This window comes from Citrobacter sp. Ct235, from assembly GCF_030332305.1.
GTDB lineage: Bacteria > Pseudomonadota > Gammaproteobacteria > Enterobacterales > Enterobacteriaceae > Citrobacter_A > Citrobacter_A telavivensis.
In genome coordinates this window covers 128722-153309 of sequence record NZ_JAOWIC010000048.1, presented here as the reverse complement: position 1 = coordinate 153309, position 24588 = coordinate 128722, and the positions used below count along the sequence as shown (strand labels likewise).

General features: G+C 57.3%; 26 protein-coding genes. 3 read left to right on the top strand and 23 right to left on the bottom strand.

What is annotated here, in order from left to right:
• Positions 1–98 precede the first annotated feature (98 nt).
• The 5 genes from ucpA to OGY35_RS16120 form a co-directional block, all read right to left on the bottom strand.
• Positions 99–890: an SDR family oxidoreductase UcpA gene (gene ucpA, locus OGY35_RS16140; protein ID WP_178827397.1), complete on the bottom strand. Its 792-nt coding sequence runs from the start codon at positions 888–890 to the stop codon at positions 99–101.
• A gap of 528 nt (positions 891–1418) precedes the next feature.
• Positions 1419–2318 (bottom strand): porphyrinogen peroxidase, encoded by a 900-nt coding sequence (gene yfeX, locus OGY35_RS16135; RefSeq protein WP_286632918.1) that lies wholly within the window; start codon positions 2316–2318, stop codon positions 1419–1421.
• Positions 2319–2413: 95 nt separating this feature from the next.
• Positions 2414–2989 carry an RpoE-regulated lipoprotein gene (locus tag OGY35_RS16130; RefSeq protein ID WP_286632797.1) on the bottom strand — a complete coding sequence of 192 codons (576 nt, stop codon included), beginning with the start codon at positions 2987–2989 and terminating at the stop codon, positions 2414–2416.
• A gap of 60 nt (positions 2990–3049) precedes the next feature.
• Complete coding sequence (locus OGY35_RS16125) at positions 3050–3499, bottom strand: DUF2919 domain-containing protein (RefSeq protein ID WP_286632796.1); 450 nt, start codon at positions 3497–3499, stop codon at positions 3050–3052.
• Positions 3486–3911 (bottom strand): GNAT family acetyltransferase, encoded by a 426-nt coding sequence (locus OGY35_RS16120; RefSeq protein WP_042317665.1) that lies wholly within the window; start codon positions 3909–3911, stop codon positions 3486–3488. Before OGY35_RS16120 ends, OGY35_RS16125 begins: the two co-directional genes overlap by 14 nt.
• Positions 3912–4122: 211 nt before the next feature.
• On the opposite strand from OGY35_RS16120, the gene amiA reads away from it, so the two are divergent.
• Together amiA and hemF are read left to right on the top strand one after the other, a co-directional pair.
• A complete protein-coding gene (amiA, locus tag OGY35_RS16115; RefSeq protein ID WP_152403057.1) occupies positions 4123–4989 on the top strand; it encodes an N-acetylmuramoyl-L-alanine amidase AmiA in 867 nt (288 codons plus the stop codon).
• Positions 4990–4991: 2 nt separating this feature from the next.
• On the top strand, positions 4992–5891 hold the full coding sequence (hemF, locus tag OGY35_RS16110; RefSeq protein ID WP_286632795.1) for an oxygen-dependent coproporphyrinogen oxidase: 900 nt from the start codon (positions 4992–4994) through the stop codon (positions 5889–5891).
• Between the two features lie 227 nt (positions 5892–6118).
• On the opposite strand, the gene eutR is transcribed toward hemF, so the two are convergent.
• The 18 genes from eutR to maeB form a co-directional block, all read right to left on the bottom strand.
• On the bottom strand, positions 6119–7171 hold the full coding sequence (eutR, locus tag OGY35_RS16105; RefSeq protein ID WP_042999892.1) for an HTH-type transcriptional regulator EutR: 1053 nt from the start codon (positions 7169–7171) through the stop codon (positions 6119–6121).
• Positions 7172–7218: 47 nt separating this feature from the next.
• A complete protein-coding gene (gene eutK / locus OGY35_RS16100; RefSeq protein ID WP_286632794.1) occupies positions 7219–7725 on the bottom strand; it encodes an ethanolamine utilization microcompartment protein EutK in 507 nt (168 codons plus the stop codon).
• A gap of 12 nt (positions 7726–7737) precedes the next feature.
• Positions 7738–8397, bottom strand: a complete 660-nt coding sequence (gene eutL, locus OGY35_RS16095; protein ID WP_046484833.1) for an ethanolamine utilization microcompartment protein EutL — start codon at positions 8395–8397, stop codon at positions 7738–7740.
• Positions 8398–8406: 9 nt separating this feature from the next.
• Entirely contained in the window at positions 8407–9303 is an 897-nt protein-coding gene (gene eutC / locus OGY35_RS16090; protein WP_286632793.1) for an ethanolamine ammonia-lyase subunit EutC, read from the bottom strand.
• A 20-nt stretch (positions 9304–9323) separates the two neighbouring features.
• Positions 9324–10685, bottom strand: coding sequence for an ethanolamine ammonia-lyase subunit alpha (eutB, locus tag OGY35_RS16085; RefSeq protein ID WP_152403049.1), 1362 nt, complete (start codon positions 10683–10685; stop codon positions 9324–9326).
• Between the two features lie 11 nt (positions 10686–10696).
• Positions 10697–12100, bottom strand: coding sequence for an ethanolamine ammonia-lyase reactivating factor EutA (eutA, locus tag OGY35_RS16080; protein ID WP_286632792.1), 1404 nt, complete (start codon positions 12098–12100; stop codon positions 10697–10699).
• A complete protein-coding gene (eutH, locus tag OGY35_RS16075; protein ID WP_286632791.1) occupies positions 12097–13323 on the bottom strand; it encodes an ethanolamine utilization protein EutH in 1227 nt (408 codons plus the stop codon). The genes eutA and eutH overlap by 4 nt, the downstream gene beginning before the upstream one ends.
• Positions 13324–13446: 123 nt before the next feature.
• Positions 13447–14634 (bottom strand): ethanolamine utilization ethanol dehydrogenase EutG, encoded by a 1188-nt coding sequence (gene eutG, locus OGY35_RS16070; protein ID WP_286632790.1) that lies wholly within the window; start codon positions 14632–14634, stop codon positions 13447–13449.
• Entirely contained in the window at positions 14624–15463 is an 840-nt protein-coding gene (gene eutJ, locus OGY35_RS16065; protein WP_286632789.1) for an ethanolamine utilization protein EutJ, read from the bottom strand. Before eutJ ends, eutG begins: the two co-directional genes overlap by 11 nt.
• 27 nt (positions 15464–15490) lie before the next feature.
• Entirely contained in the window at positions 15491–16894 is a 1404-nt protein-coding gene (locus OGY35_RS16060; protein WP_152403038.1) for an aldehyde dehydrogenase family protein, read from the bottom strand.
• 11 nt (positions 16895–16905) lie between these two features.
• Entirely contained in the window at positions 16906–17193 is a 288-nt protein-coding gene (eutN, locus tag OGY35_RS16055) for an ethanolamine utilization microcompartment protein EutN (RefSeq protein WP_286632788.1), read from the bottom strand.
• Between the two features lie 76 nt (positions 17194–17269).
• Positions 17270–17560: an ethanolamine utilization microcompartment protein EutM gene (gene eutM / locus OGY35_RS16050; protein ID WP_286632787.1), complete on the bottom strand. Its 291-nt coding sequence runs from the start codon at positions 17558–17560 to the stop codon at positions 17270–17272.
• 36 nt (positions 17561–17596) lie between these two features.
• Positions 17597–18613, bottom strand: a complete 1017-nt coding sequence (gene pta, locus OGY35_RS16045) for a phosphate acetyltransferase (RefSeq protein WP_286632786.1) — start codon at positions 18611–18613, stop codon at positions 17597–17599.
• Positions 18610–19413: an ethanolamine utilization cob(I)yrinic acid a,c-diamide adenosyltransferase EutT gene (gene eutT, locus OGY35_RS16040; RefSeq protein WP_178825955.1), complete on the bottom strand. Its 804-nt coding sequence runs from the start codon at positions 19411–19413 to the stop codon at positions 18610–18612. The genes pta and eutT overlap by 4 nt, the downstream gene beginning before the upstream one ends.
• Entirely contained in the window at positions 19410–20102 is a 693-nt protein-coding gene (gene eutQ / locus OGY35_RS16035; RefSeq protein WP_152403032.1) for an ethanolamine utilization acetate kinase EutQ, read from the bottom strand. The genes eutT and eutQ overlap by 4 nt, the downstream gene beginning before the upstream one ends.
• The gene (gene eutP, locus OGY35_RS16030) at positions 20080–20559 is read right to left on the bottom strand and encodes an ethanolamine utilization acetate kinase EutP (RefSeq protein ID WP_286632785.1); all 480 of its coding nucleotides are present in this window, start codon (positions 20557–20559) and stop codon (positions 20080–20082) included. Before eutP ends, eutQ begins: the two co-directional genes overlap by 23 nt.
• A 13-nt stretch (positions 20560–20572) precedes the next feature.
• Positions 20573–20908, bottom strand: a complete 336-nt coding sequence (eutS, locus tag OGY35_RS16025) for an ethanolamine utilization microcompartment protein EutS (RefSeq protein ID WP_042317647.1) — start codon at positions 20906–20908, stop codon at positions 20573–20575.
• A gap of 159 nt (positions 20909–21067) precedes the next feature.
• Complete coding sequence (maeB, locus tag OGY35_RS16020; RefSeq protein WP_152403027.1) at positions 21068–23347, bottom strand: NADP-dependent oxaloacetate-decarboxylating malate dehydrogenase; 2280 nt, start codon at positions 23345–23347, stop codon at positions 21068–21070.
• Between the two features lie 274 nt (positions 23348–23621).
• Here maeB and tal point away from each other — a divergent pair, with 274 nt between their 5' ends.
• Positions 23622–24572 carry a transaldolase gene (gene tal / locus OGY35_RS16015; RefSeq protein ID WP_286632784.1) on the top strand — a complete coding sequence of 317 codons (951 nt, stop codon included), beginning with the start codon at positions 23622–23624 and terminating at the stop codon, positions 24570–24572.
• The last annotated feature ends 16 nt before the right edge of the window (positions 24573–24588 follow it).

The window sequence follows — 24588 nt, the reverse complement described above, 5'->3', positions numbered from 1 at the left end:
GAAAGGAGTAACGGTTTTATATACCGTTTGCTGATTTGAAAGTTGAAAAGGGAATAAGAGAAAACCCCTCCTGAGTGTCAGAAGGGGCTATGCGGTTGTCAGACCCCGACGCTGACGGTCTCCGGCAGCGTACTGCCGCCATCAATCACGTTTTGCGTGCCCGTGAGATAGCTGGATTCATCGGACGCGAGAAAGGCCGCCAGTTCCCCCACTTCCAGCGGACAGGCCAGTCGGCGTAGCGGAATAGCCTTCGCCATTTCGCTCAGTACCGATTCCGGATCGGCGGGATTTGACTGCTGCGCAATGCTTTCCGCCATCGGAGTACGCACGTAGCCCGGGCAAATCGCATTCACGCGAATCCCCGCCTGGGCATACTCAACCGCCAACGATTTGGTCAGTCCCACGATTGCCGCTTTCGATAACGCATAGGCGGTTTCCCCCGGATCGGCCACCATATCACCGGTAACCGATGACATCATCACGATGCGCCCGTCCTTACGCTTGATCATCTCCGGCAGAACGGCTTTGGTCACGTTCCAGACGCCTTTGATGTTCACATCAATGTGGAAGTCGCGGTCTTCGTCACTCATGTCGAGGAAGCTTCCCAGACGGCAAACGCCCGCATTGTTGACCAGAATGTCGATGCGGCCTTCCACCGCTTTCGCTTTCTTCAGCGCCGCTGCTACAGACGCGGGATTGGTCACATCCGCAATCACTGCGGTACAGCGATGCCCACGGCCACCCAGTTCATCGGCCAGCTTTTCAATCTCATCGGAGATATCCAGCAAGATTAAGTTCGCGCCATGACGTGCAAATACTTTGGCGATACCTTCGCCAATGCCCTGTGATGCGCCCGTAATCAATGCTGTTTTGCCCGTGAGTTTACCCATTTCAATGCTCTCCTTGTGAAAATGGAGTCTCACACTCCATTAACACTGAAAATACAGTAAAAACAGATAAGTGCTGAGTAACAGCTCACTAATTAAGGTAAATCTTAGGTAAAAATAATCCCCGCCAAGGCGGGGATTGGTATTTTTCACTGTTGTGCCGGATAAGGCTAAGCCATCAACCGGCACAACAACGCATTCGCGCCTGATGGCGCTACGCTTATCAAGCCTACGCGGTGCGCCAGGAACAGACGTGGTATTTGTAGGCCGGATAAGGCGAAGCCATCAACCGGCACAACAACGCATTCACGCCTGACGGCGCTACGCTTATCAGGCCTACGTGGAGTTCCAGGAACAGACGTTGTATTTGTTCTATTTGTAGGCCGGATAAGGCGAAGCCATCATCCGGCACAACAACACATGCGCGCCTGATGGCGCTACGCTTATCAGGCCTACGTGGAGTTCCAGGAACAGACGTTGTATTTGTTCTATTTGTAGGCCGGATAAGGCGAAGCCGCCATCCGGCAAACATTACAGCGCCAGCAAACGGTCCAGCGACGGCGCGAAGTAATATCCGCCAGTCACCGGTTTAGTGAAGCGCAGCATGGCGTCACGCTTGCCGTCGGTGTCGCCAAACATGCTCAACAATTGCTGTTCGATATTGTGCAGACGCGCGCAGTAGGCGCAGAAATAGAGACCGTGAGTACCGCTGGCCGTCCCGTACGGCAAGCTCTGGCGAACAATTTTCAACCCTTTACCGTCTTCTTTCAGATCCACACGGCTCAGGTGCGATGTCACCGGACGGGAGTCGCCATCGATCTCTTCGTTGGCTTCTTTGGTACGCCCGATCATCATCTCCTGATCGTGAATGCTCATACGGTTGAGCTGCTTCAGATTGTGTTCCCAGCGCTGAACAAAGACGTAGCTGCCGCCAGCATCCACACCGTCTTTGATGACCGCCACGTCGCGGCGCGTTTCTTCACCTGCCGGGTTTTCTGTGCCGTCGACAAAGCCGCTGAGGTCACGCTCTTCCACCCAGCGGAAACCATGGATCTCTTCTTGTACCTCAATGCAGTCACCAAAGGCTTCCATGGCCGCCTGGGCGACAGAGAAGTTGACATCGTGACGCAGAGAAAGAATGTGGATCAACACGTCGTACTGCGTGGCCGGAGCCAGACCTTTACCATAAGGGATGAAGTCTTTCAGCTCTTCAGCCCCGACCCCGCCGCTCAGGGCGCGCCAGGTTTTGTTGCCGAACGCCACAACCGCGCCCAGATGAGCGTCAGGGAATTTCGCTTCGAAGGTCGCCAGTTTATCGGCGAACGCTTTGCTGGCCCCACGCAAGGCGTCAACGTCGCCTTTCACATTCGCTTCAATCCAAATCGCCGCACGGCAATGTTCTGGCAAAATGCCACTCTGAACCTGAGACATCATTCCTCCTGAAAAATGAGAATGCCACGCAATCGTGGCATTGATGGGCGTTATTTTACCCTCTTTTTACGCTCGAGGGTTTGTTCAGACGCAAATTAACGACGCCAGATAATTTTGCTCACCTTCCACGCTTTCAGCGTATCGTCCGGCGGCATTAATCCTTCCGGTCCCTTCCATTCACCGGTAAAGAGATAGCTAATATGTTGGCTGCCTTCGGCTTTGCATTCCACGGTACCGGGATCGTCACCGGCGGCAGGCTGACAATGGCCAAACGCTTTGCTGTAGAGATCGCTAAACGGTGCGCCAACCTCAACACCGGCCTCGGAAGGAATTTCGCTATCCAGGACATCAATGCGGCTGATGTGACCCTGCTCGCCGTGGATGACCATCGCCACCTTGTCACCGTTTATGGCTTCAAAAAAGCGCACCACATTGCCGTTCTCGGTCTTCATGCCGCTACGCAGGCGATAGTCGCCGTCCAGCGCATCGGCAATAGCCTGCTCATCCAGCGGCGTCGACGCCGTGAGTGCACCAACGCCCTGCTCGGTCACTTCTGTCGATGAACCAAACCAGTTCCACGGATTAGCGGCAGACCAGTTCACCGACGACAGCGTCGAACAGCCGGTCAGCGCCAGCGGCATGGCACATAACAAGATACGCAGCGATTTCATCTCACTTCCTTTCATTAATATTCAACGTTACCTGGAGTCCGGCTTCAGCAAAAAGTTCCGTTATTCTTTTTCCAGAGCAAAACAGGCGTGCAGCCGTCGGTTGGTCAATAGCCACAAAAGCGCCACGATATCCGCCACCACCAGCGCCAGGCCTACGCCATTGACAGGGGAGCCATTGAACCACAGCACGGGCTGCCAACAGAGCAGCGCCACCTGAGCCGCGATCAGCAGCAGTCGCAACGCATGCCACAGACGCACAAAGGAGTAACGCCGCCCGCTCAGCAAAAACGCCAGCACCGCCGGAATGCCGGGCAGCAGTCCCAGCCAAAAGTTGTCGTGATCGGGATAAAACAGATTTAGCAGCGCGGTGCCCTGCTCGCGAGAGGAACCCGCGATCACAAACAGCACCCAGGTTCGCGCCTGGAGCAGCAGCACAAACCAGAATAAAAAGGGCAGACGCAAATGACCGTGACTGTCGTAATCAGCGGGATGAAACTCAGTATTCTTCATCTTCGATCAAGCGTTTTCCCAGACACAGCACGTCGGAATGCTCATAGCCGAGTCGCTCATACATCCCCAGCACGACATCGTTATCTTCACGCACCATGATCTGAATCTTCGGGCAACCGCGCGCAATGAGTTTCTTCTCGAGTCGGTTAAGCAGCGCATTGGCGATGCCGCGACCGCGAAATTCCGGATGCACGCCGAGATAATAGGCCGACCCGCGATGGCCGTCGTAGCCGCCCATCACCGTCCCCACGACTTCCCCGTTCACTTCCGCGACGAGAAACAGGCTGACGTCATGATTCACCTTCCGCTCGATATCCATTTCCGGGTCATTCCACGGCCGCAGCAAATCGCAGCGCTCCCAGAGGGTGATCACCTCTTCGAAATCTTCCTGGCGAAAAACGCGTATCTCCATGGTATTGAGACCCTTTTAGCCTTAAAAATAGTGATTATGGCGTGAACAACTGATTTAGCCAATATCTGACGCGAAACGGCGGAAAAAATGGCATAATAGCGAATTGTCACGTATTGAAATGAAAAGTAAAACAATTCTCAACATCAAGCGTCGTAACGGATTACGCGATACGATATAACATCAGGATTATTTTTTTTACAACTCAGGCCGTATGAGCACTTTTAAACCGCTAAAAACTCTCACATCGCGCCGCCAGGTGCTGAAAGCCGGACTGGCGGCGCTGACATTAACAGGGATGTCGAACGCCACAGCCAAAGAAGCCCCACTGAAAACCAGCAATGGTCACAGTCAGCCCACGAAAAAATCGGGCGGCAAGCGCATTGTCGTGCTGGACCCCGGACACGGCGGTATCGACACCGGCGCTATTGGCCGCAACGGCTCCAAAGAAAAGCACGTCGTGCTGGCGATTGCGAAAAATGTACGTTCCATTTTACGCAGTCAGGGGATCGATTGCCGCCTGACGCGTTCGGGCGACACCTTTATCCCCCTGTACGATCGCGTTGAAATCGCCCATAAGCACGGCGCGGATCTGTTTATGTCAATCCACGCCGACGGCTTTACCAATCCCAGCGCGGCGGGCGCGTCGGTGTTTGCCCTCTCTAATCGCGGGGCCAGTAGCGCCATGGCGAAATACCTTTCCGATCGCGAAAACCGCGCCGACGAAGCGGCAGGCAAGAAAGCGACCGACAAAGATCACCTGTTGCAACAGGTGTTATTTGACCTGGTGCAGACGGATACCATCAAAAACAGCCTGACGCTAGGTTCGCATATTCTCAGGAAGATCAAACCCGTACATAAATTGCACAGTCGCAATACGGAACAGGCGGCGTTTGTGGTGCTAAAATCACCGTCAATCCCCTCGGTATTGGTGGAAACCTCGTTCATCACCAACCCGGAAGAAGAGCGACTGCTGGGCACCACGGCGTTTCGCCAGAAGATTGCCACCGCCATCGCCAACGGCGTGATCAGCTATTTCCACTGGTTTGATAATCAGAAAGCACACTCGAAGAAACGTTAATCATGAAACCCGATGCTCTACGCGTAAAACAGTTCCTGCTGAACCTGCAGGATGCCATTTGCCAGCAGCTCACCGCCATTGACGGCGCAGAGTTTATTGAGGATAGCTGGCAGCGTGACGCGGGCGGCGGCGGACGCAGTCGGGTCCTGCGTAACGGCGGCATCTTCGAACAGGCGGGAGTCAATTTTTCGCACGTACACGGTGACGCTATGCCAGCGTCAGCCACCGCGCATCGCCCGGAACTGGCGGGACGCCGTTTTGAAGCGATGGGCGTCTCGCTGGTCGTGCATCCGCTCAACCCTTATATTCCTACCAGCCATGCCAACGTCCGTTTTTTTATTGCCGAAAAGCCGGGTGCCGATCCGGTCTGGTGGTTTGGTGGCGGCTTCGACTTAACGCCCTACTACGGCTTTGAAGAAGACGCCGTTCACTGGCATCGCACCGCGCGCGATGTGTGCCAGCCGTTTGGCGACGATGTCTATCCGCGTTACAAAAAGTGGTGCGACGACTATTTCTTCCTCAAACATCGCAACGAGCAGCGCGGCATCGGTGGGCTCTTTTTCGACGATCTGAACACGCCAGATTTTGACCGCTGTTTTGCCTTCATGCAGGCCGTTGGTCAAGGTTATACCGAGGCGTATCTGCCGATCGTTGAGCGCCGCAAAACAATGAGCTGGGGGGAACGTGAGCGTAACTTCCAGCTCTATCGTCGTGGTCGTTACGTGGAGTTTAATCTGGTATGGGATCGCGGCACCCTGTTCGGGCTACAAACCGGCGGGCGCACCGAATCCATTCTGATGTCAATGCCGCCGCTGGTGCGCTGGGAATATGACTGGCAGCCGGACGCCGACAGCCCGGAGGCTGCCCTGCACGATTTTATTCAGGTACGCGAGTGGGTGTGATTGCCGGATGGCGGCTTCGCCTTATCCGGCCTACGGAGCCTGGCTTTGTAGGCCGGATAAGCGAAGCACCATCAGGCACTACGGGGTCCGGCTTTGTAGGCCGGATAAGCGAAGCGCCATCAGGCACTACGGGGTCCGGTTTTGTAGGCCGGATAAGCGAAGCGCCATCAGGCACTACGGGGTCCGGCTTTGTAGGCCTGATAAGCGAAGCGCCATCAGGCACGCCACTACATCCACTGGCGCATTCGCTGGTGCAACGTCAGCGACGGCTTCTCGGCGAACAGTTGCTGGTAGTCGGTGGCGAACTGCCCTAAATGCCAGAACCCCCACTGCATTGCCGCATCCTTGACCGTGGTACTCTGCGACCACGGGCTGATTAATTCTCGCCGCACCGCATTCAGGCGGATCCGCTTCAGCCACGCATTCGGCCCAATGCCTAAAATGGCGTGAAATGCATTCTGCAACGTACGACGGCTGACGTGGAGCTGGTTGCAGAGGTCGAGTACCGTCAACGGCTCCGACATATTTTCCAGCACATACTCCCGTGCCCGCGAAAGCAGTTTGCGGTAACCCTGATGGCTGATACTTTCCGCCGAGTTGATGGGATGCGCGTCCTCCAGCATCATCCCCATCGCCAACAGCAGATTATCCCCCAGCACCTTACGCACTGCGGGTTGATGAAGATTCTCCGGGTTCTCGCTAAAGGTCGCCAGCGCCTGCTGGACGAAGCCCCACAGCGCCGCCTTGTGCTGCTCTTTGACCTCCAGCGCCGACTGGTTGCGCAGCATATGCAGCACCCTCTCCGGATTATGTAAAAACTGTGCCTGTCGGGAAATCACATCTTCTGAGATAACTACCCCGAGGATCGTGTAATCATCCGGCGTGCTCAGCTCGAACTCCGTACCGCCCGGGCGGGTCGCAATCTCGGCGCTGCCAAGACACTGCGCGCCAATAAATCCCTGCTCCCCTCGCGTGGCCGGAATGCCAAACCAGAACGAGTTCGGCCATACCAGGCAAGACTGACGCAGCGCCAGCCCGGTGTATTCGCGAAAAACCTGAATGTCATCGAGCAGGATTTCCGTGAATTCACCATGAAATTTCCCCGGATGCAGCTGATCGTAAATCTGCTGCCAGGCGGTGATCGTCAGGGCGTGCTCATAAACATCCGTGGTCCGCCGCTGGTGAACGTTATCCACTTCAACCTTTGGCGTGAGTTTAACGTCTTCGGGTAACGCTTCATGATAAAGATGGTGCAAACTGGCTGAACGGGTCTTTTTCATGATCTTTTATGCCGGACGCCTGGTAAGACGCCCGGCCCTCCGACAGGTTAATTTTTTAAGCGATAGCGACTACTGCGTTTACGCAACGCCCCGTCAGTAAAGAGCTGTTCCAGCGCGTTTCTGGCCTCTTCAAGCGGCCAGCCAAAGTGCGCGGCGACCTCTCCTGCCGTCATGCCCTGACGCACTGTGGCGAGCTGTGCCAACAGCGCGTCGGCGTACTCAGACCGTGCAGGCGCTTCAGGCGTCGGCGCGTTCTTCTGCTCAGGGGGTTTCGACGCCCGCTTAAATCCGCCGATCAGCCACTGGGTGTCGTCTTCCGGCCGACCAATTTCTTTGCGGCTGATGACGCGACCTGTCCGCTGAGCCGCGGCGCTTCCGGCATCCAGCGCCGCGCGGCACGCCGCCAGATCGCCTTCCACCACCAGCGTCACCTTGCCCGGGTCAAGCACTTCATGGCTCAGCAGGTTGACGTTGGCGGCTTTCAGCATGGCATCCGCCGCGTCAACGGCGGCAACCATGCCCTCCACTTCCAGTAACCCCAGTGCATTGATCATCGATGACCTCCGTTACGCGCGCTGAACAGGGTTACGGGCGATATCCAGAACCGCATCGGCAAAGGCATTGCAGGCGGCTTTACAGGCAGCCTGGCTGCCGGTCAAAAATGCCGCCGAGTAGTTGGTTTCCGACGGTGGCGGCACGTAGGTCACCAACTGTACATCGGCAGATTTCATCGCCGCATCAATGCCATACGTCGCTTCCAGCGGCGGTGCCACCAGATAAGCCAGCGGATCGCCCAGCGCAATGCCTGCCGTTGACGAGAGATAAGAACCGGTGCGCGAGACCACGTGCGCCAGAAACGCCGTGTTTTCTGCATCATTCGCCCACTGGAACGCCGCGCCGCCTTCAATATGGGCGACCATCGCATCCAGACCGGCGCGCACTTCCGCCGGGTTCGGTCCCCCCAACATGATCAATACTTCACCAGCCGTCGGTGATGGCCCGTGAGCCGCCCCGGCGTACAGCGAACGGCCATACACCACTTCTACCATCGCCTGTTTTGTCGCTTCGTCTGCGGCAATATACGTGACGTCATCAGAATCTGCCGTGATGAGACCGAGGCTACGTATATGCGGCGGTAATTTAAGTTCGCGCGCAAACCCGTCGTTCACGGAAGCAATCACGCGCATCGCGCTGACCGAGGGTCGAATCAAATCTAATGCTGGCATGATGCCTCCTTAACGGGTCATGTTGATGCCGGACGCTTTCTGCTCCAGCATGCGTTTGGCCAAATCCACGATCACGGCGGCCGCTTCTACCGGCGGCGTGCCGCCCTGGTGGATGTTGGAAATACAGGTACGGTCGGCCTCAACGGTGGTCGCCACTTTCGGTGAATAGACCGCATAGCAGGAGAGACTTTCTGATTGCCCCAGCCCCGGACGTTCACCGACCAGCAGAATCACCACCTTCGCGCCGAGGATTTCGCCGATCTGGTCTTCAATCTTCACGCGGCCATAGCGAACAAAGAACGGTGTCCCGACCTTGAGCCCGGCCTGCTTCAGACCGGACAGCAGCGGTGGCAGGATCTCTTCATAGTTCGCGGTGATCGCATCGGTAGACAGACCGTCAGACACCACGACCTGGACATCCGGGTTCGCGACGCACTGCGATTTCAGCGCGTCAATGGCTTCCTGGCTCAGTCGGCGACCCATATCCGGGCGCGTCAGGTAGAGATTTTTATCGCTGATTTCCGAACGCACTTCCAGCAGTCCCTGGGCTTTCACCCACTCTTCCGGCACCTCTTTCAGTACGGTGTCTTTCGAGCGCGAGTGGTCGGCAAGAAAGCGCAGCAGCGCCTGAGTGCGCGGACGCGGACCGGCACGGCCGGTGCAGACGCGCGCCGCAGTACTGCGCCGCAGTTCAGTCAGCACTTCGGCACGGTGCGGATTCTCCACGCCAATCCACGCTTTCGCTTCTGCGGAGCCCAGATCCAGCGCGCAGCTTTCTGCGCTGGACGGTGCCGCGCACTGTGCCTGGCTGCAGGACTGCGGCGACGGGGCGGCGGTCTGCGGCTCGGTCTGTCCCATTGACGCCATCACGCTGCGTACAATTTCTTCAATCTGTTTTTGATCCATTGTTTGTCATCCCCGCGTCATCAGAAGAACAGTGACGGATCGCCCGCCCGTTTGGTCAGGCGACCATTTGCCATAATGCCCATTGTTTCCAGCCAGCGTTCAAATTCCGGCGACGGGCGCAGATTCAGCAACTGGCGTACGGTCGCGGTATCGTGGAAAGCGGTGGTCTGATAGTTGAGCATGATGTCGTCGCCAAGCGGCATACCCATGATGTAGTTACAGCCCGCAGTGGCGAGCAGAATCATCAGGTTTTCGTTGAGGTTCTGATCGGCATCGGCATGGTTGGTGTAGCAGCAGTCACAGCCCATCGAGATGCCGCTCAGCTTGCCCATAAAGTGGTCTTCCAGGCCGGCACGAATGATCTGCCGGTCATTGTAGAGATACTCTGGCCCAATAAAGCCCACCACGGTGTTTACCAGGAACGGATCGTAGTGGCGCGCCAGACCGTAGTTACGGGCTTCCATCGTCACCTGGTCCGCGCCGAAGTTCGCCCCGGCGGAGAGCGCCGAACCCTGTCCGGTTTCGAAGTACAGGCAGTTTTCCCCGGCGATGCGGTTAAACTCCGCCCCCACCGCACGCGCTTCGTCCAGCATTGCCAGTTCCACGCCGAACTCTTTTAAGCCTTTTTCGCTGCCGCAGATACTCTGGAAGATCAGTCCGCCCGGCGCGCCGCGACGAATAGCTTCAATCTGCGTAGTGACGTGTGCCAGCACGCAGCCCTGGGTCGGGATGTTGAACTTGTCGATCACCCCATAAACCGTGTCGAGTACGCGGCTTAGGTTCTCCACGTCATCGGTCACCGGGTTGACGCCAATCACCGCATCGCCGGCACCGAAAGAGAGTCCTTCGTAGATTTGTGCGGCAATACTCTGCACATCGTCACGGGTATCGTTCGGCTGTAGACGACAGCTAAAGGTGCCCGGAATACCGATCGTGGTGTTGGCCTTTTTGATAACCGGCATTTTCTTGCCGCCGTAGATCAGATCGGCGTTAGAACAGATCTTCGCCACCGCCGCGACCACTTCCGAGGTCAACCCTTTACGCGTAAAGGCAATATCATCAACCGAGGTTTCATCGCTCAGCACGTGCTCACGCAGCTCGCTGATGCTCCAGTGCTTAATGCGGTTATAAGCCGTTTCGTTGACGTCGTCCTGAATCAGACGCGTGACGCAGTCCTCTTCATAGGAAATCACCGGGTTGTTGCGAATATCCGCCACCGTCATTTCCGACAACACCTGTTTCGCCGCCACGCGCTCCTGCGAACTTTGCGCCGCGACGCCAGCCAGCACATCCCCCGAACGTAGTTCGTTGGCTTTTGCCAGCACCTCTTTTACATCCTTAAACTGATAAACATTGCCGAACAATGTAGTCTTTAGTTTCATAAGTCGTTCCCTCAGGAAGGAAATGCGAGTGATTTCACCGTCACCGGCACAACCGATCCGCCAAATAAAGGCGTACCAATGTCGATATAGTCGCCCGCCCGGACAATCACTTCGTCAATGACCGCCAGCGGGAGTTGCTGTAACTGTGGGCGCAACAGCATGCCCAGCGCTTTACCAAAGTCCTGCTCGGCCACCACCAGCAGGGGATGCGGATTCGGATAACGCGCGATAAACGCGAGCAGCGCGTCGATGACCGTGAGTAATGCGGCATAACGCACCGGCAACGAGGCGGGAAGCGCCAGTACGTATGCGTCAGTCTGTGGATCCAGATCGAGCTGCATCAGCGCCTGTTGCCACGCGCTCACCAGATCGGCGTCATCCACCGGGATCGCCACCGGCAGATTGCGCAGCGGCAGTTGAACCCCTTCCAGCCAGATGGTGCTGCCGGAGAGTGAAAGCGTGTGCGCCCCCGCGCCAATCACCGTGGCGCGCACGGTTTGCGCCGGGAACTGCACGTTCATTTCGCGCAAACGCGGGTGCTCATGCAGCGCCGTCGCCAACAGCGGCCCAATATCAGAAAAACAGAACGGGTCGGCAGGCAGGTTGCGATAGCACTCCCCCACGCCGCCGGACAGGGTGATAACCTCTGGTTTCGCGCCCGTCGGCAGTAACCCGGTTTGCATCAGCGCTTGCGCCAGCGGCGACAACGTACCGTCGATCACTTCCACGATCAGACTCGCCATCCGCTGCGCGATCTGCCCTAACTGGGAGACGGTCAACGAACGGGCGTCGGTACCGGCACCGAACACCTCGTCGACAATCTGCTGTCCGGGCTGATGGGCATGCACGACGCGCCCTTGACCGTCGGTTTCCAGCAGACGTCCGCCAACGTTCAGGCAGGCGGTACCGCTCACCTTTCCGGCATCGAACAGGGCGTAATTCGAGGTGCCACCGCCGATGTCAATATTCAGTACCCGGCACATCCGCTGCTCAGACAGGGTCTGCGCCCCGGCGCCGTGACCGGCAATCACCGATTCCAGATGTGGTCCGGCACTGGCGACCACAAAGTCGCCGAGTGACTGAGAGAGCGTCATCACCGCCGGGCGAGCGTTGCGGGTTTTCGCACTCTCGCCGGTGATGATGATCGCGCCTGAATCGACCGATTCCGGGGCGATCCCCGCCGCCTGATACTGTGCAAGGATCAGCGCCTTAAGTTCGTCCTCCCGTAACCCGCCCTGCTTATCGACGGGAGTAAAGAAGACCGGGCTTTGCCAGCTAATGTCGCGTTTAATAAATTCGTAACGGGGCACCTGCGACACTGCCGCACGGTTAACCAGTTCCAGGCGCGAGAAGATCACCTGAGTGGTCGTGGTGCCGATATCGATACCGACGCTCAGTAGCTGGCGGGTGTTCACGATTGCGCCTCCACTTCCGTTTCTGCCGGAACGTTTTCATCTTTTGGCACCAGCATCATGGCCACGCCAATCGCCGTCACACCGCCAATCAATTTGCCGACAATCATGGGGAAGATCATGGCGTTCATGTTGGCGGCCGCGAAGCCTAAGTGGTCACCCAGCGCGAAGGCCGCAGAGACGGCGAAAGCACAGTTGATCACTTTGCCGCGGGTATCCATCTGCTTCATCATGCCGAACATCGGGATGTTGTTCGCCAGCGTCGCGACCATGCCACCTGCCGCCATATTGTTGATTTTCAGCAGGCTGCCGACGCGCATCAGTGGTTTTTCAAACCAGCGGGTCAGCAACAGCACCATCGGATACGCCCCGAGCAGCACGCAGGAGATGGAACCGATGACTTCAATAGCGCGCATCACTTCACCGGGAGTGTCGCCAGGCGCCATGAAGATCGGGTCAAGACCGGGGATCAGTTCCCAACCCAGCAGGAACTTGATGACTGCCGCCGCGAGGCCAATAGTGATCAGCGCAACAAGGAATTTCGCGAAGATCTGGAAGCCGCTGATCATTTTTTCCGGGATGAACTTCAGCCCCAGCGCCACCAGCACGGCGACGATGATCACCGGGATCATGTTCATCAGGATCAGTGCGAAGGTGAACTCGACGGGCTGCCCGTTGATCTCAACCCCCGAGTACATCGCGACCAGACCGCCGGCGATACAGCCGATAGGTATGGTGACAATGCCTGCCAGCACGCCAAGCGCCAGATAACGGCGGTCAGATGGTTCAATAATGCCCAGCGCAACGGGGATAGAGAAGACGATGGTTGGCCCCATCATTGCCCCCAGAATCAGCCCGGAGTAAAGCCACGCCGCGATATCGCCACCCGCCAGCTCTTTGGCGAGGAAGAAGCCGCCCATATCGCACGCCAACAGCGTGCCGGCGAACATGGACGGGTTTGCGCCCAGCATTTCATACAGCGGAATAATCACTGGCCCGAGCAATTTGGCTAACACCGGTGCCAACGCGGTCATACCGACCATCGCCAGCCCCAGAGCGCCCATCGCCATAAACCCTTCTTCGAACTGACCGCCGGATCCCTCGATGCTTTTGCCGAACTTTCCAAGGAAGCGCGCTGACCCGCCGAACTGTGACAGGATCCTGTCAACGGCGGCAATCAGCATAAAGAACATCATGATGTACATGATGATTTCGTTAATTCCCATACCCTTGTCTCCATTTGCCAGGGTCTTCGTAGGCCTGATAAGCGCAGCGCCATCAGGCAATGATGCCGCGTTTTGCCGGATGGCGGCGCGAACGCCTTATTCGGCCTACGTCCTGGTATGCTTTTATTGTGCCGCCGCGTACAAATCGATAATGTCGCTCTGCGTAGCGGTGCGTGGGTTACTGCGAATACAAATATCCTCCAGCGCGGCTTGCGCCCAGGCGCTGTAGTGTTCTGGTTTTGCGCCGACGTCGGCGAGCCGTTTGTTCTGGCCCACTTCAGCAATCAGTTCACTGACCGCACTGATCGCATCGCGATCGTCTGATTTCTTATTGGTCAGCGCCCGCCCGATATGGCTGAAGCGTTCCCGACATACCATGCGGTTAAAGCCCATCACCGTCGGCAACAGCATGGCGTTCGCCTGGCCGTGCGGAATGTGTAATGTCGCGCCCGGTTGATGCGCCATCGCATGGCACAGTCCCAGTCCGGCGCTGGAAAACGCCATCCCCGCCATGCAGGAGGCGAGCAGCATGCTCTCCCGCGCCGCGAGGTCGTGACCGTAGCCCACCGCCTTCGGCAGCGATTTGCCGATCATCGCAATCGCGCCAATCGCCAGGCTGTCGGTGAACGGTGACGCATTCAGCGCGCTGTAAGCCTCAACCGCATGCGTCAGCGCGTCAATCCCGGTCATTGCCGTCACATGAGGCGGTACCCCTTCGGTCAGCGCGGCGTCGAGGATCGCCACGTCCGGCATCAGCGTCGCATGCGCCAGTACCTGCTTGCGTCCCGTCGCCGCGTCGATAATCACCGTCACGTTGGTGGTTTCCGATCCGGTTCCGGCCGTCGTCGGCACGGCAATCAGCGGCAGACGAGGACGTAACGCGCTGTATTCCGTCATCTCCGCCAGCGTCTGATTCGGATTGGTTACCAGCAGCGCGACCGCTTTTGCCGCATCCAGCACCGAACCACCGCCAAAGGCGACGACGCCGTCGCATTTTGACTCACGCAGTTGGGCGACCGCCGCGCAGACGTCGGTGATGCATGGCTCGCCCATCGGACACGGCCAGACCGTCATCGCCACGCCTTTCATCGCCAGACTGCGCTCTAACGACGCGGTCATTCCCGCCTGATGCAGGAAACTGTCGACCATCACGAACAGATGGCTTAAGCCTCGTGATTGCGCTTCTTGTCCGCAGGAACTGAGCGCCCCGAGCCCGCACAGCGTGACCGGCGGTACGCTGAACGTTTTCACGCGTTGCAGATTCAGGGTATCGAATGCCTGAAAGAGCGCCGTCTGCAATTCAGCTTGCATAGATTCCCTCCGCTTTCTCTCTCCCGCTGTTTGCGATCGCCAGCGGTGTCATAAACAGGCTGTGCCGGGGCAGATGCACCTGGAGTGCCGGGAAGCGCTGGCGAAACAACGCCTCCACGCCCGGCTGCATACAAGAGCCGCCCGCCAGCCATAAATCGGCTATTCCTTGTCCTTCGATATGACGGGCAACGATCTCCGCCATTTTTTCGTAGACCGGTTTCACCACCGGCCAGATATCCTGCGCGTTGCTGCGCTTGACCTGCTCGGCGTCTTCCAGTGGGATACGACGATTTCCGGCCAGAGTCAGAGAAATATGGTGACCGCCCGTCGCTTCATCCGCCGAGTACGCCACCTTGCCCCGCTTAACGATGGCGATCCCGGTCGTGCCGCCACCGATATCCACGACGCCGGCGTTATCCAGTTGCAGCAGGTCGGCAACGGCGGTCGGTTCATCCAGCACATGACTGACTTCCAGCCCGGCAGACTCCAGCACGTTGATGGAGATGCGCGGGTCGGTACCCGGCGGGAACGAGGTCGCCGCGTGGGTAAACCGACTGCCGAGTTGCTGTTCGAGCGTATCGAGATGGCGACGCACGATGGTGACCGCACCAAAGAAATCCCAGACGATGCCGTCGCGCACGACGTCAGCCCAGTCAAGACACACCGCAACCGGCTGTCCGTCGCCGTCGACAACCATCGACACCACATCACAGGTGCCCAGGTCAACGCCCAGCCACAGTGGGGAATCGCTCATTGCAGGCGCCTGATTACACAGGTCGGCTGCTTTTTGCAGTCTTGGGGTGAGCCAACTTTCTTCGTCGTGCGCCATCTCTCTCTCTCCGTTGGCCTGAGGCACTTAAACGATGCGAAACGCATCCACCAAAACACAGCGACGCAGACGCACAAACGTGCGCGCACTGGTCACCCCTTCCCCGGTTGGCGTGGTGATGGTCATGGTGGTCCAGCCTTCTCCGCCCAGCCCCAGTCCGGCAATGCACGGCCCGTTCTTGACGAAGATGCTGGTATCAATGGCGTTTGCCATCTGGTTCATGTTGTCGATGTTGCGCGAATGCATCGCGGCGGTATGGTGACAGCCGCCTTCCAGTTGCACCGCCAGCGCGATAGCCTCGTCGACATTTGCCACCCGTACCACCGGCAGAACCGGCATCATCAGTTCAGTGACGGCAAAGGGGTGCGTGGCAGGCGTTTCAACAAACAGCAGTCGGGTTTGATCCGGGACGTGCAGACCAATCGCGGCGGCGATTTTGGTCGCGTCGCGTCCAACCCAATCACGGCTGACGGTACCTTTGCCGCGTTCATCGATATTTTTCAGCAGTACCGGCTGGAGCTGTTCGGCCTGCGCGGCGCTCAGTTTCACCGCCTGCTGACCTTCCATCAGGCGCATCAACTCATCCGCTACGCTGTCGACAACAATCAGCACCTTCTCATCAGCACAAATGATGTTGTTATCAAACGACGCGCCTTTGACGATGGATTGCGCAGCCCGTGCCAGATCTGCGGTTTCATCGACGACGACCGGCGGGTTACCGGCACCGGCGGCAATCAGACGTTTATTAGTGTGTTTGCGCGCGGCGTCGACCACCGCTTCACCGCCGGTCACGACCAGCAGGCCAATGCCCGGGTACTTAAACAGCCGCTGCGCGGTTTCAATATCCGGATTCGCAACGGTCACCAGTAAATTTTCCGGGCCACCCGCTGCAACCACCGCCTGGTTAAGCAGCGTAATCGCACGTTGTGAAACCCCTTTCGCCGCGGGGTGGGGAGCAAACACGACGCTATTTCCCGCCGCAATCAGGCTAATGGCGTTGTTTATCACCGTTGCCGCCGGGTTTGTGGATGGCGTCACCGACGCGACAACGCCCCACGGCGCATTTTCGATCAGCGTCAGGCCGTTATCGCCGGTCAATACCTGTGGCGATAAACACTCCACGCCCGGTGTACCGCGCGCCTGCGCCACGTTTTTGGCAAATTTATCGTCAACGCGTCCCATGCCGGTTTCTGCGACGGCAAGTTCCGCTAATTCTTTGGCGTGCTTTTCGCCTGCTTCACGTAGAGCCGCAATGGCAAGCTGACGCATCGCCACGCTCTTCAGCCCCTGCTGAGCGACTTTTGCTGCCGCCACCGCATCATCCAGGGAGGCAAAGACGCCCATTTCATGAACGGCAGTCGCTGGCTGGCTGCTGTCTTTCATTTTCAGCAGTACCGCTTTCACCACCTGTTCAATATCCTGTTGATTCATGATGTTCAGTCCTATTTGTGGAATATCACCTGACCGCCAGCCACCACTTCGTCGACGATACCAATCACGCACAGATCGACAGGGGACGCTTCGCTGCGATGCGCCTGGCGAGCAGAACTACCGCTAACCAGCAGCACCCACTCCCCGGTTCCCGCCCCGATGCTGTCAATGGCGACGGCGCACTGCCCGTCGGGATTTCCCTGGGCATCGATAATCTCCACCATCAACAATTTGTCGTGTGCCAGTCCCTGATGGCGTACGGTACAAACGATTTGTCCTGTGACGACTGCCAGTTTCATACCCGCCTCCGTGGGTTAAGTTTTGCTGCTGTCCTGTAGGCCGGATAAGCGCAGCGCCATCCGGCCCCAGTCCTGCTTAGATGTTGTTGTCGCCCTTGAAGCTGATCGGGAACACTTCTTCCAGATCGCCATGCGGACGCGGGATCACGTGAACGGAGACCAGTTCGCCGATACGCTGTGCAGCGGCGGCACCGGCATCCGTTGCCGCTTTGCAGGCCGCGACATCGCCACGGACCATCGCAGTCACCAGACCGCCGCCAATCTGTTTCACACCAACCAGCTTCACGCGTGCGGCTTTTACCATCGCGTCAGAGGCCTCAATCAGTGCAACCAGGCCCCGGGTTTCAATCATTCCTAAAGCTTCCATTATGTTTTCCTCTCATGGGGTCCAGAACGGGACCATTTATACAACCAGGGTTTGTGAGTCACGTTCGCGACTCACGTCAGTCTGGCGCGGCACGGCTGCCACCAACGCCAGTTCGATAATTTCCTGTACGCTACAGCCTCGCGAAAGGTCATGAAGCGGTGCGGCAAGCCCCTGAATCAGCGGCCCGACGGCACGATATCCACCCAAACGCTGGGCGATTTTGTAGCCAATATTGCCTGCCTCCAGTGACGGAAAAACCATCACGTTGGCGTTACCCCGTAGCGGACTGGCTGGCGCTTTTTGCGCCGCGACCTCCGGTACAAAAGCGGCATCAAACTGCAGTTCACCATCCACCAGTAACTCAGGCGCGCGTTCACGAACGATCTCCGTTGCCTGCTGCACGTTAGCCACACACGGGTGGCGCGCGCTGCCCTGACTGGAGAACGACAGCATCGCCACGCGCGGCTCCTCGCCGGTGATGCCGCGCCAGGTGTCGGCGCTGGCGATCGCGATATCCGCCAGCTGCGCTGCCGTCGGCTGCGGCACCACGCTGCAATCAGCAAACCCTAACGCCGGGCCGACGTACTGCGGCAGCATCAGGAAGAGAGACGACAGCGTTTTACATCCCGGCTGCAGGCCGATAATGCGTAAGCCCGCGCGCAGCACACTGGCGGTGGAAGAGAGGTTGCCGGCGATACAGACATCCGCCTGGCCCGCACTGACCATTGCCGCGGCAAACATCAGCGGGTCATTGAGTTTCTCAACGGCATCCGGCGGCGTTTTCTCCCCGGCGCGGGCGAGCCAGCGCTCTGCGAACGCTTCACGCATCGCCAGATTGCTGTGTGGGTCGATAACCTGAATACCGTCCAGCGCGACACGATGAGTGAGGGCGAACTGGCGCAGCGCGAACGGACTGACCACCAGAATGGGGTGCGCCAGACCGTGCTGTTGCAGGTAGTGCGCGGCTTTCAGCACCCGTTCGTCTAACGCATCCGGGAAGACCACCCGAGCCGGAGATTGCTGAGCCCGTTCACGGGCGCGTTCAATGATCATTGTTCACCTCCCAGTCGCTGTTGAATCTGGCTGACGGTGAGTGGACGTTTGGTGACACACAGAATCATCATCACGTAGACCGCGCTGGAGAGCCGGTTCAGCGCCTGCAAAATATCCGGACGCAGGACATCAAAACCGCGGGTGATGAAGACCTGGGCGGCGATCGTTTCCGTCTCGCGGACTTTGGTTCGCAGCAGGTTCAGCAACGCGGACTCGCGACCATGACTGGCTTCGGGTACCAGATGATCGTGATCCAGATAGCGCAACGGTTGATGGGAAAGGCGGTGCAGATCATCTTCGTTCAACCCAACGATAGACTGTGCCGCCAGCGGTTCATCCATGGCATCGGCGCGCATAATGTTGCCCAACCGTGAACGGATGTCCGCCAGCCACGGCTGCCACGGTTCCGCCAGTTCGATTTGCAGCCACACCGCCAGCGCGATGGTGCTGTCCAGCGCGGCGCGAAAGCCCAGACGAGGGTCGCTTTTGGCGACCATTTTGTCCGCTGTCAGGTGGGTCAGCGTATCGGGCTTTTTCGCCACCGGCTGGCGACACAGTTCACAGCAGGCCTGTGGATGCGTATCGCTGCTGGTTAACCCGTGCACCGGTTGCGGCTGCTGTTGCTCGTCGTCGACAAACAGACTGCCCTGCTCATCCAGAAACTTGATGCGCAAATGACGGCCTTCCAACAGTTCGCGAGCAGAGGGCGTCAGGCGAGCGTCAGCAGGGAGATGGATTTCCGCCCCTTCGCTGAGCGTATGGTTCGCTCTGAGCCATGCTTCGGTGATGAAATCTTTCATACCGATTGCCAGTTCGCAGGCCACGCAACGTACAGAAAGCGCACGGTCGTCGGCGTGCCAAATTCAATGCTTGAGCCTTTCGGGATAAACATGACGTCCCCGGCTTTGGCGATCATCGTTTCGCCTTCATGGCGCACATGCAGTTCACCGTCGAGCACCATGTCGATTTCGTCGTAGTTCAGCGTCCACGGGAAAAAGGCGTTATCCCACTGCATGAACCCGGCGGCCATGCTGCTGCCATCCTGCTCGGTGACGAGATCGGTCAGGCCGACGCAGTGCGGCTGCGCACCGTCGAAGCGGCCAAACTTAACGCTGCTGCCGTCGATCACTTTGATACCGCCTTTGCCGGTCACCGAATGAAAACCCGGTTGCATCCCGCCCTGCTCCAGCGACTGTTTTTCCTTCAGCACTTTATCCATCAACTGCGAGACCAGACTCTCGGTAAACTGCCCTTCCGGCAGTTGCGCGATGATGGTTTCGCGAATGCGCTGCGTTTCAGATTTAGCCTCGTCCGCGCAACGCGTTGCCGTCGGGGCGGCACCCTCGCACTCCACAATCGTGATGCCCAGTAGCTCCGCGACTTCACGGGCCTCCGGGGTGATGATGCTGGCGCGCAGCACCACCGACATTTCCTGTTCGCCCCGTGCGTGCGCCGCACGTATATCGTTAGCTGTGATAAGTTTTTTCACCTGCCCCTTCCTCCTTTTGGCTGAGCTCAGTCAGATAATCCACCAGGTGCTGCACGCTTTGCGGGTCATGGCTATTGAGTTCGAAAATCGGCTCCTGAAACCCAATTCCGCGCAGTAATTCCCGCGTTGCGGTCACGTCAGCATCTGGCATATCCGTTTTGCTGATCACGGCGATTTGTCGTTTACTGGCGCCGATATCTAACAGCCCGGCAGGTAAGCGACTTTCTTTGTCATTGGCTGCATGGACATAAATCAACGTATCAACGTCCTGCAGCGTGGTAATTAAGGCGTGATACCAACGGGGGTGACTGAAATATTCCCCAGGAGTATCGATACCGCCATTTTCATTAAATTCCACGGCCTGCGTTTTTCTGGCGAGGGTATAATTCCCCTGTAACGCATTAAAAAGCGTTGTTTTTCCCGCACCGACAGTGCCAACAAACGCAATACGTTTCATAAGCACCTCAGAATTAGCTTTTTGTCAGGTCGCAGAGTGTGAAATTTAATAAACGCCCCAGCCCACTGACCGTTTGCAATAAGGCCTCTTCTACTGCGCCAACCGAGCCGTAGATAACCAATGCGCCGCTGAATCTGTCGAGAAAACCGATGTGTACGTCGGCAGCCTTCATCGCCAGATCGCCGGCAATCATTGCGGTTTCTCCCGGCGTCAGGGTCATAATGCCGATGGCACCTGCTTCGGGAACGCCGATCTTTTTCGCCAGTTCTTCACCAGGATGCGCAATGAGATGCGCCAGCGTGACCTGTTTGCCCGGCACAAATTCCTGAATAATGCGTTCTTTATCCATTGCTCACCGCCTGTGTTAAGACAGGGCTTATCGTGGCAATTTTTTGTCAGGGTAAATAACAAAATTCGGCAAAGAGATTTAAAAGGTGAGTTGGATCACTAAGAATGGGAAAATAAAAAGGCGCGGGAGAAACCCGCGCCGGAATTAATTAAAGTGAAATTACAGCGGTTGTGTTTGTGCCTCAACGACCGCCAGCGCCACCATATTCACGATTCGACGAACAGAGGCAATCGGCGTTAATACATGAACCGGTTTTGCCACGCCCATCAGGACTGGGCCAACCGTAACACCTTCTGAACTGGAGACGCGCAGCAAATTATAACTAATGCGTGCGGCTTCCATATTTGGCATCACCAGAATATTGGCCGACCCTTTCAGCGGACTGTCCGGCATCCGATCGTTACGGATGCTTTCCACCAGCGCGGCATCGCCATGCATTTCACCGTCAATCATCAGGTCAGGCGCACGTGCTTTGATAATCTCCAGCGCGGCACGCATTTTGCCGGCAGACGGGCAGTTAGATGAACCAAAGTTAGAGTGCGACAGCAACGCCACTTTCGGTTCGATACCAAACCGACGCACGGTTTCCGCCGCCATCACGGCGATTTCTGCCAGTTCTTCTGGCTCAGGATCGTCATTGACGTAGGTATCGGCAATAAAGGTGTTACCACTTGGCAGCAGCAGGGCGTTCATCGCCCCAGCGGTATGGACGCCTTCACGGTAGCCAAACACCTCTTTCACCACGCTGAAGTGTTCATGGTAGTCGCCAATGGTGCCGCAGATCATCGCATCCGCTTCGCCGCGCTGCACCATGATCGCGCCAATCACCGTGGTGTTGGCGATCACCGCACGCTGCGCCTGCTCCTGGGTAATGCCACGACGCTTCATGATCTGGTAGTACTCGCTCCAGTACTCTTTAAAGCGCGGATCGGATTCATTATTGACGATCTCAAAATCGACGCCCGCTTTGATCTGCAGCCCCAGTTTCTGAATGCGCATTTCGATCACGCTTGGGCGACCAATCAGGATCGGCTTCGCCAGACCCAGCGTGATCAGCTCCTGCGTGGCGTGCAGGACGCGCGCCTCTTCCCCTTCCGGCAGCACGACGCGTTTCGGTGCTTTACGCGCCTGCGAGAAGATCGGTTTCATGAACAGATTGGTTTTGTAGACAAACTCCGTCAGCTTGTCGATGTAAGCGTCAAAGTCAGCAATCGGGCGCATCGCCACGCCGGAATCCATCGCCGCTTTGGCAACCGCGGGCGCGATTTTGACGATCAGGCGCGGGTCGAACGGTTTTGGAATGATGTATTCCGGGCCGAAGCTCAGATCCTGGTCACCATAGGCCGAGGCCACCACTTCGCTCTGCTCGGCATGCGCCAGTTCGGCAATCGCATGGACCGCAGCCAGCTTCATTTCTTCGTTGATCGCCGTCGCGCCGACGTCCAGCGCGCCACGGAAGATGAACGGGAAGCACAGGACGTTGTTGACCTGGTTCGGGTAGTCGGAACGACCCGTACAGATGATGGCGTCCGGACGCACCTCTTTTGCCAGCGGCGGCAGAATTTCCGGTTCCGGGTTAGCCAGCGCCAGAATCATCGGCGCGCGGGCCATCTTTTTGACCATCTCCTGGGTCAGCACTTTCGGACCTGAACAACCGAGGAAAATGTCCGCACCGTCGATAACGTCATCCAACGTCCGTTTGCCGTCATCTTCTACCGCGTAGGCCGCTTTGGTTTCGGCCATATTCGGCTCGCGACCTTTGTAGATGACGCCTTTGGAGTCACAGACCACGATGTTGTGCTTCTGCATCCCCAACGCCACCAGCAGGTTCATGCAGGCGATCGCCGCCGCCCCCGCGCCGGATACCACCATCCGCACGTCGGAGATATTTTTTTCTACTACCCGCAGGCCGTTAAGAATGGCGGCGGTACTGATGATCGCAGTGCCATGCTGATCGTCATGGAACACCGGAATATTCATCCGTTCGCGCAGTTTCTGCTCGATGTAGAAACACTCTGGCGCTTTGATGTCTTCCAGATTGATCCCGCCGAACGTCGGTTCCAGCGCGGCAACGACGTTAATAAATTTGTCCGGGTCGAGTTCATCGACTTCGATATCGAACACATCAATACCGGCGAATTTCTTAAACAGAACGCCTTTGCCTTCCATGACCGGTTTACCGGCCAGCGCGCCAATATTGCCTAAGCCCAGCACCGCCGTCCCGTTAGAGATAACGGCAACAAGGTTGCCACGCGCGGTGTATTTATACGCAGCCAGCGGGTCTTTTTCGATTTCAAGACACGGCGCTGCGACGCCCGGCGAGTAGGCCAGCGCCAGATCGCGCTGCGTGGCAAGGGGCTTCGTCGGGGAAACCTGGATTTTACCAGGTACCGGGAATTCATGGAAATCAAGGGCGCTTTGCTTTAACTGGTCATCCATCTTGTTGTTCCTTTCACGTATCGTTCAAAAAAGTCACGCGCAGCCAGGTGCGTCGCACATTATCACCGCACTGCGGGACGCAAACTTTGAAGGTCCCCAAACTATCACGACTTAAATAAAGATTTCGTAATCAACTCATAACAACCATGTTACCTCCCTGAGCCAGCATTACCATGCCTGTCTGCTATGCTTTTTTGTGGTGCACCTCATGAATCTCTCAGAAGTGTGATGTTAAGCACTCACCTAACACGTTACTTTTCAAGGAGTATTTCCTATGAACCAGTTAGACGGCATCAAACAATTCACCACTGTCGTGGCCGATAGCGGTGATATTGAGTCTATTCGTCATTACCAACCCCAGGATGCCACCACCAATCCCTCCCTGCTGCTGAAGGCTGCCGGACTGGCGCATTACGCGCATCTGATTGACGATGCTCTCCAGTGGGGGAAGAAACAGGGGAAAACCCAGGAACAGCAGGTTGTCGAAGCTTGTGACAAACTGGCGGTGAATTTTGGTGCGGAAATTCTTAAAAGTATTCCGGGCCGGGTGTCGACCGAAGTGGATGCCCGCCTCTCCTTCGATCAACAAAAGAGCATCGAAAAGGCCCGCCATCTGGTGGATTTGTACCAGCAGCAGGGAATCGATAAATCCCGCATTCTGATTAAGCTGGCTTCCACCTGGGAAGGCATTCGCGCCGCGCAAACACTGGAGAAAGAGGGAATTAACTGCAACCTGACGCTGTTGTTTTCCTTTGCCCAGGCCCGCGCCTGCGCCGAAGCGGGCGTCTTTTTGATCTCCCCGTTTGTTGGGCGTATTTATGACTGGTATCAGGCGCGCAGCCCCATGGATCCGTACGTTGTTGAGGAAGATCCGGGCGTGAAATCAGTGCGCAACATCTACGATTACTTCAAACAGCATCGCTATGAGACGATTGTCATGGGTGCCAGTTTCCGCCGCACTGAACAGATCCTCGCGCTGGCCGGCTGCGATCGCCTGACGATCGCCCCCAATCTCCTGAAAGAACTGCAGGAAAAAGAAGAACCGGTCGAGCGCAAGCTGGTGCCGTCTTCACAAACCTTCCATCGCCCCGCCCCCATGAGTGAAGCCGAATTCCGCTGGGAGCATAACCAGGATGCGATGGCGGTGGAGAAACTCTCTGACGGTATTCGTCTGTTCGCCGTTGACCAACGCAAACTGGAAGACCTGCTTGCAGCCAAACTCTAAATCTTGCCACGGAGTG